The following is a 13,356-nucleotide window of genomic DNA, read 5'->3' as shown; positions in this document are numbered from 1 at the left end:
CGCGTCAGCGCAGCTTGTTGAACAGCGACATCGACTGCATCTGCGAGAAGATCGTCTGCGCCGCCTGCAGCGCGGTGCTCTGCAGCTGGTACTGGCTCAGCGCATCGGCGTAATCCAGGTCGCGCATCTGCGACAGCGTGGTCTTCAGGGTCACGCCATTGGCCTCGCGCATGTCGGCGGCATTGTCCAGCGCCTTCAACTGCGCACCGCCTGCGGCACGCGAATCGATCATCCGCTCGGAAGCGCGCGCCACGTCGCGCAGTGCGCTCTGCAGCTGGTTCTGCTGCGCGGTCATCTGCGCGGTGGTACCGGTGTCGGCACCCAGCGCCGCCACCAGGTTGTCAATGGTGGAGAAGATGTCGCGGCTGCTGGCGGCCTGTACGCTGAAGCTGTCACCCGCCGCCGGTGCGCCGGTGATGCGCAGGCGCACACCGTTCACTTCCAGATCGTCGCCGGCCTTGTAGGTGCCGGTTCCGGTCACGTTGCCCGCACCATCCACCACCTCGTACTGGTTGCCAGTGGTGAAGCGCACGCTGAAGCCCTGGCCGTTCCAGCTGTCGCTGCCGTCGCGGGTGATGTTGGTCAGCACGCCGTTGCCGGTGTTGCCGGCCGCGGCGCTGCCGTCGACGAAGCCATCGCCGGTGGGAATGCGCATGAAGATCTCGCTGCCGGGCAGCGCGTCCTTCACGTAGGTATCCGGACCGACTTCGACTTGGCGCTGGGTCTGGTCGCCACGGTAGACCACTTTGCCGTTGATCTTGGCAAACGGCGGGTCGCCGTCGTTGGTGCCACCGAACACGTAGCGGCCGGTGCCATCATCGGCGTTGGCCAGCGACAGCAGGCCGTCGCGGATCTGGTTGACCTCGGTGATCAGCGTCTTCTTGTCCGCCGCGCTCAGCGCCGGATTGCTGGCCTGGATGGTCAGATCGTTGACGCGTGCCATCAGGTCGTTGACCTGAGCCAGGGTGTTTTCCTGCACGCCCAGGCGGTTCTGCACGTTGCCGGCATTGAGCTTCATGCGGTCCAGTGCAGCCAGGCTGCGGTCAAGGCCGACCGCGGTGCCGGCGGCAACCGGATCGTCCTTGGCGCTGACGATCTTGCTGCCGGTGGCAATCTGCTGCTCCAGGTGGCTGAGCTTGGCCTGCTTGGCCATCATCAGCGACACCGACTGGTTGAACATCATGCTGGTGGAGATGCGGCTGCTCATCGGCGGACGGCTCCCAGGATGGTCTGGAACATGCTGTCGGCGGTCGAGATCAGCTGCGAGGCGGCCTGGTAGGCCTGCTGCAGGCGCAGCATGTCCGCCGCTTCCTCGTCCAGGTTCACGCCGGAGACTTCGTCGCGGGCTTCCTGCGCCTTGTCATTGATCACCAGCTGCGCGTCGAGCGAGTACTCGGCCGAGCGGGCGGCGGCGCCGACCTGGGTGGTCAGGCCACCCAGCGCGCCGTTCAGTGTCACCGTTCCGGCGTTGAACGCCTTCGCGCTTTCCACCTTGGCCAGCTTCGACGCGTTGCTGTTGTCCGACGAACCGGCCGGGGTCGGGGTGATGTTGAAGGTATCGCCCACCTTCGGTGCACCGTCCAGCACGAAGCTCCAGCCGTTGGCGCTGATGGTCTGGCCGGGCGTGTAGGTCTGCGGCGGCCCACCGTCGATGGTGTAGGTGGTGGCCGAGGTGAACACGATCGCCGACGGATTGCGCAGGTTGGCGTTGGTCGAATCGGTGACGGTGACACCGCTCAGCTTGCCGGTACCGGTGTTGGCGGTGGCGGCCGCGCCCTTCACCGCTGCAGCGGCGGCGATGCGCGACGGATCGGTGATTGCCACTTCCATGCTGCCGGCCACGCCCGCGGTCGGCTGCAGCAGGAAGCGGTCATTTGCAGCCGGCGTACCGCCGACGACCAGCTTGACGCCGTTGATCACCAGCGGATCGGCGGCGGTGCCGGTGCCGGTCAGCGGGATGCTGGCGCCGGTGTCGGCGCGGCTGGCCTTCCAGTTGGTGCCATCGAACTGCAGCACCACGTTCTGCGCGTCCAGCTTGCCCAGGTCGCCGTAGGTTGCGCTGAGGCTGGCGGTGCCGGTATTGCTGTTGTTGCCGATGACGCGCGGGTTGCCGATGGTGAAGAAGTCCCCGCCCAGCTGGCCATACAGGTCCACGCCCTGGTGGTGCGCCTGGTTGAAGCTCTCGGCCAGGCCCACCGCCAGCTTGCCCAGTTCAGCCTGGGCAGGGGTCAGCACGGTGTCGCGGAATTCCAGCAGGCCACCGATCTGGCCGCCGACCGCCTTCGGGTCGAGGCGGATGGTGTTGCCCTGGGTCTCCAGCGCCAACTGCAGGCGTTCGGGCTGGTACGGGTCGGCCACGGTGGTGACCTTGGTCGCCGTGGTACCCACCACCAGCGCGTTGCCGCCGGCGGTGTAGACATTCATGATGCCGCCGTCCTGGATCACCGCCGTGCCACCGGTGAAGCCGATCAGCTGGGTGATCAGCTGGTCGCGGCGGTCGAGCAGATCGGGCGCCGCGGTGGCGACGTTGGTGCCGATGGCGCCGTTGATCTGCGCGATTTCCTGCGCCAGGCGGTTGACCTCGGTGGCACCGGCCAGCAGGCCGTTGTTGACCTCGCTGTTGAGGTTGTTCAAGTGCGTGTTGAGCTGCACGAAGCGGTTGGCCAACGCCTTGCCGCCGTCGAGCATGTTCTGGCGGTCGGCGGTGCCGGCCGCGTTGGACGACAGGCCACTGACCGAATCGAAGAAGTTCGACCAGACGCCGGCCACATTGGTGGCCGCATCGGAGAACAGCGCGTTGACCCGGTCGGCCATGCCCGAAAGCTGTTTCAGGCGCGCCAGTTCACCGCTGCTGTCGAGCAGGCGCGAGATCGCCAGCTGGTCGGCAGTGCGGCGGATGTCAGTGATCCGGGTGCCGTTGCCGACCGTGCCATAGCCGTAGTTCTGCGGGTCGGCGGTTGCGAAGTTGACCTTCTGCCGGCTGTAGCCGGGCGTATTGAGGTTGGCCACGTTGTGGCTGGTGGTCGCCAACGCACGCTGGAAGGCGAGCAGGGCACCGGTACCGGTGGAAAGTACGCTGGACATGGGGTTCCTCAACGACGGGTGATACCCAGCGCCGCGGTCGCGGTGCTGGCGAAGGTCTGGCCAAGGCGCGCGCCGGCGTCGGTCACGGCCGCTACGGCACGCTCGATGGTCGGGCCGCCGGCGATCGCGGCGATCTTGGCCGCATAGCGCGGGTCGGTGGCATAGCCGGCGCGCTGCAGGCCACGGGCGAAGCCCTGCACGTCGGTGCCGGCCTGCAGGGCCTGCTGGTAGCGCGGGCTGGTCTTCAGCAGGCGCACGTAGTCGGCGAAGCTTTCGGCCGGCGAGCTGTAGGCGCGGAAGCTGGCGGTTTCGTTGCGGCGTACGCCATCCACGTATTCGTGGGTGCCGGCTTCAACGCGCTGGCCGCTCCAGCCGGTGGCCTTGATGCCGAACAGATTGTGCGAGGTACTGCCGTCGGACTGGCGGATGTGGCGCTTGCCCCAGCCGGTTTCCAACGCGGCCTGGGCGACCAGCGCACGGGCATCCACGCCCAGTTCCCTGGCCGCGCTCTGCGCGTGCTGCCAGATGCTGGCGACGAAACCTTCCGGCGTGTGCGGCCCCAGCTGGGCCACGGCGGTGCGGGTAGCCATCGCATCGGCTTGGCTCATGGCCGTACCGCGGTTACTGGCCGTCGCCGACCACTGGTCGTTGTTGGTGGACCAGTCCTCGCCCTGCAGGTTGCCGATGTACGGATCCTCGGTGCCCAGCGAGCGGTGCAGGCTGCTGCTTTCGCGACCGGCGATCAGGTCCAGTGCCTGTTCCATCGGTGCCAGCGCGGCCTGCGCGCCGTGCTGTGCGCCGGCCGCCATCTGCTGCAGCATGCGCACGGCCTGGCTGCCATCTTCCAACGGCAGCGACGGTGCCGGCTTGTCCGGCGCGTTGAGCTGGTAGGCGCGGCTGGCCTTGGCCGGAGCCACGCGGGTATCCAGCGCCGGGCCGTCGGCGGCCTGGCCGGACAGCTGGCGGCTGATCATGCCGGACAGGCCCAGCCCCTTGCCGCGGGTCATCGCCTCGGCGATCTTCTGGTCGTACATGTCGCGGAACATCTTGTTCTCGCCGGGAAACAGCGAGTCGCCGAAACTGGCATCACGCATGCTCTTGACCAGCATCTGTGCGAACTGGCCTTCCAGCTGGCGTGCGACCTTGTCGATCTTCGCCGGGTCGTTCTGCTGCGCCGGGTGCAGGTCGAATGCGGGATTGATGCGCATGTCAGATCACCTCGAGCTCGGCACTCAATGCGCCGGCCTGCTTCAGGGCTTCCAGGATCGCGATCAGGTCGCCCGGCGCCGCGCCCACGGCGTTCACCGCGTGCACGATCTCGTCCAGGGTGGTGCCGCCGCTGAACTTGAACATGCGGCTGCCGTCGTTGGTGGCGGTGATGGTCGACTGTGGGCTGGCCACGGTACGGCCACCGGACAGGGCATTGGGCTGGCTGACGTTGGTGTTCTCCTGGATCGTCACCGTCAGCGAACCATGCGAGATCGCGGCAGGGCCGACCCGCACCTGCTGGCCGATGACCACGGTGCCGGTGCGGGAATTGACCACGACCTTGGCCGGGGCGCTGCCCGGGGTCAGCTCCAGGTTCTCGATGCGGGCCAGCAGGCCGATGCGTGCGCCCGGATCGGTCGGCGCAGTCACGGCCACGGTCACGCCGTCGACCGCACGCGCGGCGCCTTCGCCGAACGCGTTGTTGAGTGCGGCGACCATGCGCGAAACGGTGGTGAAATCGTTGTTGTGCAGATTCAGCGTGATGTCGCCGCCATTGGCCAGCGGGTCGGGCAGGGCACGCTCGACCGTGGCGCCATTGGGAATGCGGCCCACGCTCGGTACGTTCACCGAAACCCGCGAACCATCCTTGCCCTGCGCACCAAAGCCGCCGACGATCAGGTTGCCCTGCGCGATCGCATAGATCTGGCCGTCGGCGCCGCGCAGCGGGGCCATCAGCAGCGAGCCGCCGCGCAGCGAGACGGCGTTGCCGATCGACGACACGGTGATGTCGATCGGCTGGCCCGGCTTGGCGAACGGCGGCAGCTCGGCATGGATCGCGACGGCCGCAACATTCTTCAGCTGCGGATTGACGTTGGCCGGTACGTTTACGCCCAGCTCGCCGAGCAGGTTCTTCAGGCTCTGCACGGTGAAGGGCGCCTGGCTGGTGCGGTCGCCGCTGCCATCCAGGCCGACCACCAGGCCGTAGCCCACCAGGGCGTTACCACGCACGCCGCCGACCTGGGCCAGGTCCTTGATGCGCTCGGCGCTGGCCGGGGCTGCCACGACCAGCAGCATCAGCGCGACGAACGACGCCACGCGGCGCTGCCAGGAAGAAGAGGGGAGGAGTTTCATGGCCATACTCAGAACGGCGTCAGGCCGGAATTGAAGAAGCGGCTCAGCCAGCCCATCGCGTTGGACTGCGCGACCGGGCCGCGGCCGCCGTAGACGATGCGGGCTTCGGCCACGCGGCTGGAAGGAATGGTGTTGTCCTGGCTGATGTCGCCCGGACGCACGATGCCCTGCACCTGCACCAGTTCATCACCCTGGTTCAGTCGCAGGTTCTTCTGCCCCTGTACCACCAGGTTGCCATTGGGCAGGCGCTGGATCACCGTGACGGTGACACTGCCCTGCAGGCGGTTGCTCTGCGCGCTGTTGCCCTTGCCGGTGAAGTCACGCGCGCCCTTGGCCGTCGCACTGAGGATGTCCTTGCCGCCCAGGGTGACCGGCGCACCGAGGATGGACGGCGTGCCCAGGCTCAGGTTGGATTCCTTGTTGGTGGCCGTGTTGGCGCTGGTCTGCGCGGTAGTGTTTTCCAGCAGGGTGATGGTCAGCAGGTCGCCGACATCGCGTGCGCGGCGGTCCGAGTACAGCTGCAGGGTCGGGCCGGCAGCGTAGATCGCACCGGCGGTCGGCGCGGCCTGCGGCGGCATGATCGGCTGGATCGGTGCCATCGCCGCGTAGGGGCGCACGTCGCCGGCGATCACGCAGCCACCGAGCAGGGCGACCACGGCGCAGGCGAGGGCAGTGCGGGTGAATCTGGAAATGGGCGACATGGCGGTTTCCCGGTTGGGCCGGTCAGAGCTTGTTGTTGAGATAGCCGAGCATCGAATCGGTGGTGGAGATTGCCTTGGCGTTCATTTCGTAGGCGCGCTGGGTTTCGATCATCGACACCAGCTCTTCGACCACATTGACGTTGCTGCCTTCCAGCGCGCCCTGCACCACGGTGCCGAGGCCGTTGAGCCCGGGATTGCCGTTCTGTGCCGGACCGGAAGCGGTGGTTTCCAGGAACAGGTTCTCGCCGCGCGCCTGCAGGCCGGCCGGATTGACGAAGTCGGTCAGGGTCAGCGCACCCACTTCCACTGACGCCGCGCCGTCGGCCATCTTCACGCTGATGGTGCCGTCGGTACCGATGGTCACCGACTGTGCGCCCTCGGGAATCTGGATGCCCGGCTGCACCGGGTAGCCGCTGTTGGTGACCAGCTCGCTGTCCTGGTTGATCTTGAACGAGCCATCACGGGTGTAGGCCGAGCTGCCGTCGGGCATCTGCACTTCGAAGAAGCCGCGGCCGTTGACCATCACGTCCAGCGCACGGCCGGTCTGCTGCTGGCCACCCTGCTCAAAATTCTTGGCGGTGGCGACCACGCGTACGCCGGTACCCAGCTGCAGGCCGGTCGGCAGCTGGGTCTGCGCCGACGAAGAGCCGCCGGGCTGGCGCACCTGCTGGTACAGCAGGTCCTCGAAGCTGGCACGGTCCTGCTTGAAGCCGGTGGTGTTGGTGTTGGCGAGGTTGTTGGAAACCACCGACATGCGCATCTGCTGCGCATCCAGTCCGGTTTTCGCGATCCACAATGCCTGGTTCATCTTCGGTGTCCTGTCTGGGTAAAGCCGGCCGCGCGATGCGGCCCCTGGTAACGGGTGTGCAAGCGGTGTGCCAGCGCCGCGCCCGGGCGGCGCCGGAATTCCGTCAGCTGCCCAGGCGCAGCAGGCTGTTGGCACTGCGCGCGTTGTCGTCGCCGTGCTTGATCACCTGCACCTGCATTTCGTACTGGCGCTGCAGCTGGATCATCTGCACCAGTGCACCGGCGGCATCGACGTTGCTGCCTTCCAGCTGGCCGCTGTGCACGGCCGTGCCCTGTGCCGGTGCGAACGGCTGCAGTGGGTCGGTGTTGCGGAACAGGCCATCCAGGCCACGCTCGAGGCGCTCGTCCGGCGCCTGTACCACCTTGATCCGGCCGATCTGCGCCATGGTCTGCGGGCCTTCGCCCTGCGGGATGATCGAGAGCGTGCCGTCGGCACCGATTTCCATCGCCTGGTAGGGCGGAATGGCGATCGGGTTGTTGTTGTCATCCAGTACCGGACGGCCGCTGGAGGTCACCAGCTGGCCGTTCGGGGTGACCGACAATGCAGCGCCGCGCGTGTACGCCTCACTGCCGTCGCTGGACTGCACGGCCAGCCAGGTGCCGGTCTGCAGGGACAGATCCAGCGGCTTGCCGGTGATGTGCTGCGAGCCGGGCGTACGGTTGAAGCCGGCGTCGACGTGCAGCGCATCCACCCGCGAGGCAAAGCCCGGGCCCTTGATCGGGAACGCTTCGGTGTTGGCCAGCGCTTCCTTGAAGCCAGGGGTGTCCGAGTTGGCGAGGTTGTGGCTGAGCGTTCCCTGCGCCTGCAGGGAGGCGCGGGCACCGGTCATCGCCACGTAAAGAGCTTTATCCATGCGGGGAGTTCCGTGACAGGGTCAGCAGCTCATCAACGGATGTTGATGACGGTCTGGGTGATCTGGTCCTGCGTGGTGATCATCTGCGCGTTGGCCTGGAAGTTGCGCTGCGCGGTGATCATGTTGACCAGCTGCTCGGTGAGATCGACGGTGGACGCTTCCAGCGAGCCGGCCTGGATCTTGCCGAGGTTGGAGGTGTCCGGCATGCCGGTGCGCGGCGTGCCCGATTCGAAGGTCTCCACCCACAGGTTGTTGCCCTTCGATTCCAGGCCCTGCGTGTTGTTGAAGGTGGTCAGGGCGACCTGGCCCAGCGGCTTGTCGTCGCCGTTGGAATAGCGGGCGTAAACCACGCCGGATTCGGACACGGTCACTTCGTTGAGCTTGCCGGCGGCATAGCCGTCCTGCTGGGTATTGCGCAGGGCGAACTTCTCGCCGTACTGGGTGGAGCCGCTGATGTCCAGCGTCATGTTCAACTGGCCGGCACCGGTGGTCGGGGTGAAGGTGCCGAGGCTGACCTTGCCGTTGGCAGGTGCGACCAGCTTGCCGCTGTTGTCGAAGGTGACCGGGGTCGGTGCGCCGGCCGGCTGGCCATCGACGTAATTGCGCACGGTCCATTCGTTGGGGTTGGCGCCCTTGACGAAGTACGAGACCTGGATGTGGCTCACGCCCAGCGAGTCGTACACGGTGATGCCACCGCTGGAGTGGTTGTAGCTGTTCGAATCGGCCGGGTCGAAGGTCGCCACCGTCGGTTGCTTGGCGTTGGCCGGCAGGGTGAAGCCAACCTTCACTTCGCTGGTCTGCTTCGGCGGGCTGTCGGTGGTCAGCAGCTGCAGGTCGACCAGGCGGCCTGCATCGAAGTTGGTGCCATCGGCATTCGGCGCGAACACCTGCAGGCGCGCACCCTGCGGGTTGACCACGTAGCCGGCCGAGTCGGTCTGGAAGTTGCCGGCGCGCGAGTACACGCGCGAACCATTCATGTTCATGGTGAAGAAGCCTTCACCGGAAATGGCCATGTCCAGGCTGCGCCCGGTCTGCTCGTTATGGCCCTGGATGAACTGCTGGGCGACGTTGGAAACGCGCACGCCCGAGCCGGTCTGGTTCTTCGACAGGCCGTAGCTGGTCGAAGCGAACAGGTCGGCGAACTCCGCGCGTGACTGCTTGAAGCCGGTAGTGTTGACGTTGGCGACGTTGTTGGCGGTGACGCTCAGGTCGGTGTTGGCGGCGTTGATGCCGGACAGCGAGACATTGAAGCCCATGGGATGCTCCTGGTTGATGCGGAAGGTGCGGCTCAGCTGACGCGGAGCACGTAGTCGATCGGGGCCGTGCCCAGGCCCTTGAGGTTCAGGTACAGGCCGTCGGAACCAACGGTCACGCTCTCCACCGGCGCCTGTACGTAGGTGGACAGCTTGGTGCTCTTGCCGGCGGTGTCGACATGGTTGGCAACGATGGAGTACTTGCCCGGCTCCATGCGCTTGCCGTTGGCATCCTTGCCGTCCCACTGGAAGGCGGTTTCGCCGGCAGCCTTGGCTTCCACGCTCAGCGAGGTGACCTTGGCGCCGTTGGCATCGGTGATGTCCACGGTGATGATGCCGGCCGACGGTGCAGCCACCGTGCCTTCGACATTGCCTTCCTTCTCCAGCACCAGCTTTTCCGACGGCACCAGCACCTGGTGGCCGACCAGCGCAGCGCCACGCAGCACCTGGTCGCTGGCCATCGACTCCTGGAAGCCCTTCACCGTCTTGTTCAGATCGGTGATGCCCTGCACGGTGGACATCTGCGCCATCTGCGCGACCATCTGCGTGTTGTCCATCGGCTTCAGCGGATCCTGGTGCTGCAGCTGCTCGGTCATCAGGCGCAGGAAGTCGGCCTGGTCCAGCGTGTTCTTCTTTTTCGTGGCGTTGCTGTTGGGGGCGTTCAGGCCCAGCGCGGAATAGACGTCCTGGCTGGTCTGGTTGTTGACGGCGGTGGTCATGGCGGTATCCGGTGCTGCGGGCCTCAGCGGCCCATGGTCAGGGTGGCCAGGGCCAGTTCCTTGGCGGTGGTCAACATCTCCACGCCGGCCTGGTAATTGCGCGAGGTCGAGATCAGGTTGACCATCTGCGCCACCGGATCGACATCGGGCTGGTAGATGTAGCCATCGGCGTCGGCCAGCGGGTGGCCCGGCTCGTAGCGCTTGATCGGCGCGGCCTCGCTCTGGGTGATCTCCTTCACCTTCACCGAGGTGATGTTGGGATCGTTCTTGCTGGTGACGGCCTGGAAGATCGGTTCCAGCGGCTTGTACACGGCGTCGGCGGAACCGGCGACGGTGTCGGCATTGGAGAGGTTGGAGGCGATGGTGCTCATGCGCACCGACTGCGCCTGCAGCGCGGAGCCGGCGATGTCGAAGATCGGCAGGTTGCTCATGGCTTATTGCCCCGTGATCGCGGTCAGCATGGAACGCACCTTGCTCTCGACGAAGCTGAGCGAGGCGCGGTATTCCAGTGCGGCGCGGCCATAGGCGGCACGCTCGGCATCGGGGTCGACGGTGTTGCCGTCCAGGCTGGGCTGCACGCCTTCGCGCGCGATCTGGAACGGGTTCAGGCCACTACTGATCTCGTAGTGCTGCTCATGGGTGGTGGCCATCAGGCCATTGGCATCCTGCCCCTGGGCGTGGCGCAGGGCGGCATCGAAGTCCAGGTCCTGGGCCTTGTAGCCGGGAGTGTCGGCATTGCCGAGGTTGCTGGCGATCAGCTTCATCCGCTGTTCGCGCAACGGCATGGCCTGGGCGTGGACGCCCAGGTAGTCGGTAATCAGGTTGCGCACGGTGCACTCCCACGGGAACGTTGCCCGGGAAGCTGCAAGGGGTGTGCCAAATGGAGAGGGGGTCAGATCCCCGCAGGGGCTCTGACCCCGTGGTTGACGCGTTGCGATGCGGGGTCGGAGCCCGTTCCGGGATCCGACCCCTCGGCGGGCCTTACGCCGCCAGCGCCACCTTGCGCAGGCGGTCCAGCACGAAGTCGGCCAGCTCGTGCGGCGAGTACTTGGCGACGAACGCATTGGCGCCGACGCGCTCGACCATGGCGTTGTTGAAGACGCCCGACAGTGAGGTGTGCAGCAGCACGTACAGGCCGGCCAGGCCCGGGTGGCGCCGGATTTCCGTCGTCAGCGTGTAGCCATCCATGGCCGGCATCTCGATGTCCGAGATGACCATGGCATAGCGCTCGGCCGGGTTTTCCCCCGAGGCGTGGACCTGCAGCAGGTGGTCCAGCGCCTGCTTGCCGTCGGAAAGCAGGGTGGCACCCACGCCCAGCTGGTCCAGCACGCTGCGGATCTGCTGGCGGGCCACGCGCGAGTCGTCCACCACCAGCACCTGCAGCTGCGGGCCGTCGGCGGGCATGGCCATTGCCGGGTCGAGTACCGCTTCTCCGCGCACCTGGGCGATATCGGCCAGCACGCTCTCAACGTCGATCACCTGGATCAGCTCGCCCTGGAAGCGGGTCACCGCGGTCAGGTAGCTCGACTCGGCGCCCAGCTCCGGTGGCGGGTGGATGTCTTCCACCGCGATGTTGACGATGCGTTCGACGCCACTGACCAGGAAGCCCTGGATCGAGCGGTTGAATTCGGTGACGACCAGGTAGCCGGGCGAGGTGTCCGCGTCCGGTTCGCGCTCGGGGTGGCCGATCGCCAGGCCCAGGTCCAGTACCGGCACCGAGCGGCCGCGCACGTCGGCCACGCCGGAGAACTGGCTGGGCAGGCCGGGCACCTGGAACAGCTCCGGGCGGCGCAGGACTTCCTGCACCTTGAAGACATTGACGCCAAAAAGCTGACGTCCGCCGAGGCGGAACAGCAGCAGCGCCAGGCGGTTGTGGCCGGCCAGTCGGGTCCGCTGGTCGATCCGGTTGAGCAGGTCATGGGACATGGCTGCTGTATCGGCGTGGTGGGGGCGGAACTTGAGGGCGCTCTGTCGTCCGCGCGCTCCACACCGCGTTTGTAGAGTCGACTGTCAGTCGACTGCTCTTCGATCCGATCACGGGAAACCCCGCGCTTCGCGCGAAAGTCGACTGGCAGTCGACTCTACCCATCCGGTCGAATCCCCATCCCGGATCCGATCAACGGGACCCGGTCTCTGGCACACCCCTTGCACGCTGCTGGGCCAGATCCCATCGACAGGAGGCGCCATGCGCCGGGTCACATCGCTGTTCGCCATCGCGCTCGCCCTGGCCGCGCCGTGGGCGGGCGCCACGGACTGGCAGCCGGTGGCCAGCATCCGCACTGCGGCGCTGTCGACGCTGCCTGCCGGCAGTGAAGGCGAGGCGCAGGTGGCCGATGCGCTGCGCCTGCCGAAATGCGGCAGCGCGTTGCAGGTGCAGCCCACCGCCAACACCACGGTGGAGGTGAGCTGTCCCGATGCGGGCGGCTGGCGCCTGTTCGTGCCGGTGAAGGTGCGGCGCAACCAGACCGTGCTGGTGCTCAACCGCGGAATCGGCACTGGAGAAACCCTCACGGCCGCCGATATCACCACTGCCCAGCGTGACGCTGCCCGGATTGCCGGCGCGGTGCTGTCCGATCCCAATGCAGCGATCGGCCGCATCGCCCGCCGTCCGTTGCAGGCCGGAGCCCTGCTGTCGAACAACGATCTGGTGGTCCAGCGTCTCATCAAGCGAGGAGACAATGTAGCCCTGGTGTCGCGTCGCGGCTCGGTCGAGGTGCGCATTGCCGGCCGTGCGATGGGTGATGCCGGTGAGAACGAGCGGGTCTCGGTCGAGAACCTGTCCTCGCGGCGGATCGTGCAGGGCACGGTCGACGCCGCAGGTGACGTAATCGTGGCGCGTTGATTTACCGCAAAATATCCCTAAAGATCACGGCCCTGCGGCCGTTATCCCTTGTGAACGGCAACTCCAGGACACCCCATGAGCCAGAAAATCGACGGCAACCTGCAGGTCCCCCAGGCACTGCGCAGCGTGACGACCCCGGCCAGCAAGCCCGGCGTCAGCACCGATGCGGCGGCGCGCCCGGTCGAGGCGGCCGACAGCCTGCGCCTGACCGGCGAGGCCACCAATCTGCAGGCCATCGAGCGTGAGCTGACCACCGCCCCGGCGATCGACGCCCAGCGCGTGGCGGCCGTGCGCGAGTCACTGCAGAACGGCACCTACAAGATCAATCCGGACGCGATCGCATCGCGCATGCTCGATCTGGACCAGCAGCTGCACGGATGACTGCGGCGATGAGCGAGCCGCTGCAGCGCCTCGCCCAGGCCCTGGACGTTGAGCGCCAGGCCCTGGTCGAGCACGACGTGCACGCCCTGATCCGGGCCACCGGCGCCAAGCTGGAAGCGCTGCGTGCGCTGGAAGGCGCGCCGCCGGTGGGCGAGGGCGAACAGCTGCAGGAACTGGCCGAGCGCAACCGCGCCAACGGCGTGCTGCTGTCGCGCCGTCGCCGCGAGGTGAACTGGGCGCTGCGCCAGCTCGGCCGTACCGAAGATGCCTCGGCCTACGATGCCAAGGGCCAGTCGCACACGGTCAGCATCGGCCGGCCACTCGCCGTCGCCTGACGCGACGGCGGTCGCACACCCCCTCCCGGTGGGCTGAAGC

The 13,356-nt window shown here is 67.0% G+C and carries 15 protein-coding genes; 3 read left to right on the top strand and 12 right to left on the bottom strand.

Annotation, left to right across the window (positions count from 1 at the left end; translation table 11 throughout):
* Positions 1-4: 4 nt before the first annotated feature.
* The 12 genes from flgL to E5790_RS21325 form a co-directional block, all read right to left on the bottom strand.
* Entirely contained in the window at positions 5-1,207 is a 1,203-nt protein-coding gene (gene flgL / locus E5790_RS21380) for a flagellar hook-associated protein FlgL (protein WP_111206877.1), read from the bottom strand.
* Positions 1,204-3,084 (bottom strand): flagellar hook-associated protein FlgK, encoded by a 1,881-nt coding sequence (gene flgK / locus E5790_RS21375; RefSeq protein WP_111206876.1) that lies wholly within the window; start codon positions 3,082-3,084, stop codon positions 1,204-1,206. The genes flgL and flgK overlap by 4 nt, the downstream gene beginning before the upstream one ends.
* Before the next feature lie 8 nt (positions 3,085-3,092).
* Positions 3,093-4,292 carry a flagellar assembly peptidoglycan hydrolase FlgJ gene (gene flgJ, locus E5790_RS21370; protein WP_049439356.1) on the bottom strand — a complete coding sequence of 400 codons (1,200 nt, stop codon included), beginning with the start codon at positions 4,290-4,292 and terminating at the stop codon, positions 3,093-3,095.
* A 1-nt stretch (position 4,293) separates the two neighbouring features.
* Complete coding sequence (locus E5790_RS21365) at positions 4,294-5,430, bottom strand: flagellar basal body P-ring protein FlgI (protein WP_041863393.1); 1,137 nt, start codon at positions 5,428-5,430, stop codon at positions 4,294-4,296.
* Between the two features lie 2 nt (positions 5,431-5,432).
* Positions 5,433-6,125 (bottom strand): flagellar basal body L-ring protein FlgH, encoded by a 693-nt coding sequence (gene flgH, locus E5790_RS21360; protein WP_014647061.1) that lies wholly within the window; start codon positions 6,123-6,125, stop codon positions 5,433-5,435.
* A 22-nt stretch (positions 6,126-6,147) separates the two neighbouring features.
* Positions 6,148-6,933, bottom strand: a complete 786-nt coding sequence (gene flgG, locus E5790_RS21355; RefSeq protein ID WP_005409571.1) for a flagellar basal-body rod protein FlgG — start codon at positions 6,931-6,933, stop codon at positions 6,148-6,150.
* Positions 6,934-7,036: 103 nt separating this feature from the next.
* Positions 7,037-7,786 carry a flagellar basal body rod protein FlgF gene (locus E5790_RS21350; protein WP_032961905.1) on the bottom strand — a complete coding sequence of 250 codons (750 nt, stop codon included), beginning with the start codon at positions 7,784-7,786 and terminating at the stop codon, positions 7,037-7,039.
* 32 nt (positions 7,787-7,818) lie between these two features.
* Entirely contained in the window at positions 7,819-9,042 is a 1,224-nt protein-coding gene (gene flgE / locus E5790_RS21345; RefSeq protein WP_014647063.1) for a flagellar hook protein FlgE, read from the bottom strand.
* A gap of 32 nt (positions 9,043-9,074) precedes the next feature.
* Positions 9,075-9,758 carry a flagellar hook capping FlgD N-terminal domain-containing protein gene (locus E5790_RS21340; RefSeq protein WP_014647064.1) on the bottom strand — a complete coding sequence of 228 codons (684 nt, stop codon included), beginning with the start codon at positions 9,756-9,758 and terminating at the stop codon, positions 9,075-9,077.
* 23 nt (positions 9,759-9,781) lie between these two features.
* A complete protein-coding gene (flgC, locus tag E5790_RS21335) occupies positions 9,782-10,189 on the bottom strand; it encodes a flagellar basal body rod protein FlgC (RefSeq protein WP_005416461.1) in 408 nt (135 codons plus the stop codon).
* A gap of 3 nt (positions 10,190-10,192) precedes the next feature.
* Entirely contained in the window at positions 10,193-10,588 is a 396-nt protein-coding gene (gene flgB, locus E5790_RS21330) for a flagellar basal body rod protein FlgB (protein WP_005409576.1), read from the bottom strand.
* A 151-nt stretch (positions 10,589-10,739) separates the two neighbouring features.
* Entirely contained in the window at positions 10,740-11,684 is a 945-nt protein-coding gene (locus E5790_RS21325) for a chemotaxis protein (protein WP_014037130.1), read from the bottom strand.
* Between the two features lie 259 nt (positions 11,685-11,943).
* On the opposite strand from E5790_RS21325, the gene flgA reads away from it, so the two are divergent.
* The 3 genes from flgA (at position 11,944) to E5790_RS21310 (ending at position 13,316) form a co-directional block, all read left to right on the top strand.
* Complete coding sequence (gene flgA, locus E5790_RS21320) at positions 11,944-12,600, top strand: flagellar basal body P-ring formation chaperone FlgA (protein WP_032961903.1); 657 nt, start codon at positions 11,944-11,946, stop codon at positions 12,598-12,600.
* Positions 12,601-12,675: 75 nt separating this feature from the next.
* On the top strand, positions 12,676-12,981 hold the full coding sequence (flgM, locus tag E5790_RS21315) for a flagellar biosynthesis anti-sigma factor FlgM (protein ID WP_014647067.1): 306 nt from the start codon (positions 12,676-12,678) through the stop codon (positions 12,979-12,981).
* Complete coding sequence (locus tag E5790_RS21310) at positions 12,978-13,316, top strand: FlgN family protein (protein ID WP_014037132.1); 339 nt, start codon at positions 12,978-12,980, stop codon at positions 13,314-13,316. The genes flgM and E5790_RS21310 overlap by 4 nt, the downstream gene beginning before the upstream one ends.
* Positions 13,317-13,356 lie beyond the last annotated feature (40 nt).

The sequence above is a fragment of the Stenotrophomonas sp. PAMC25021 genome (assembly GCF_004795795.1).
GTDB lineage: Bacteria > Pseudomonadota > Gammaproteobacteria > Xanthomonadales > Xanthomonadaceae > Stenotrophomonas > Stenotrophomonas muris.
Note: the sequence above shows the minus strand (reverse complement) of the source record. Positions and strands in the feature narration are given on the sequence as shown.

What these genes read in the sequence shown, in the direction of transcription:
- flgJ (WP_049439356.1), bottom strand. Translation starts at nt 4,292, where the DNA reads ATGCGCATCAATCCCGCATTCGACCTGCACCCGGCGCAGCAGAACGAC.
- flgG (WP_005409571.1), bottom strand. Translation starts at nt 6,933, where the DNA reads ATGAACCAGGCATTGTGGATCGCGAAAACCGGACTGGATGCGCAGCAG.
- E5790_RS21350 (WP_032961905.1), bottom strand. Translation starts at nt 7,786, where the DNA reads ATGGATAAAGCTCTTTACGTGGCGATGACCGGTGCCCGCGCCTCCCTG.
- flgK (WP_111206876.1), bottom strand. Translation starts at nt 3,084, where the DNA reads ATGTCCAGCGTACTTTCCACCGGTACCGGTGCCCTGCTCGCCTTCCAG.
- E5790_RS21340 (WP_014647064.1), bottom strand. Translation starts at nt 9,758, where the DNA reads ATGACCACCGCCGTCAACAACCAGACCAGCCAGGACGTCTATTCCGCG.
- flgM (WP_014647067.1), top strand. Translation starts at nt 12,676, where the DNA reads ATGAGCCAGAAAATCGACGGCAACCTGCAGGTCCCCCAGGCACTGCGC.
- E5790_RS21325 (WP_014037130.1), bottom strand. Translation starts at nt 11,684, where the DNA reads ATGTCCCATGACCTGCTCAACCGGATCGACCAGCGGACCCGACTGGCC.
- flgL (WP_111206877.1), bottom strand. Translation starts at nt 1,207, where the DNA reads ATGAGCAGCCGCATCTCCACCAGCATGATGTTCAACCAGTCGGTGTCG.
- E5790_RS21310 (WP_014037132.1), top strand. Translation starts at nt 12,978, where the DNA reads ATGACTGCGGCGATGAGCGAGCCGCTGCAGCGCCTCGCCCAGGCCCTG.
- flgH (WP_014647061.1), bottom strand. Translation starts at nt 6,125, where the DNA reads ATGTCGCCCATTTCCAGATTCACCCGCACTGCCCTCGCCTGCGCCGTG.
- E5790_RS21365 (WP_041863393.1), bottom strand. Translation starts at nt 5,430, where the DNA reads ATGGCCATGAAACTCCTCCCCTCTTCTTCCTGGCAGCGCCGCGTGGCG.
- flgE (WP_014647063.1), bottom strand. Translation starts at nt 9,042, where the DNA reads ATGGGCTTCAATGTCTCGCTGTCCGGCATCAACGCCGCCAACACCGAC.
- flgA (WP_032961903.1), top strand. Translation starts at nt 11,944, where the DNA reads ATGCGCCGGGTCACATCGCTGTTCGCCATCGCGCTCGCCCTGGCCGCG.
- flgC (WP_005416461.1), bottom strand. Translation starts at nt 10,189, where the DNA reads ATGAGCAACCTGCCGATCTTCGACATCGCCGGCTCCGCGCTGCAGGCG.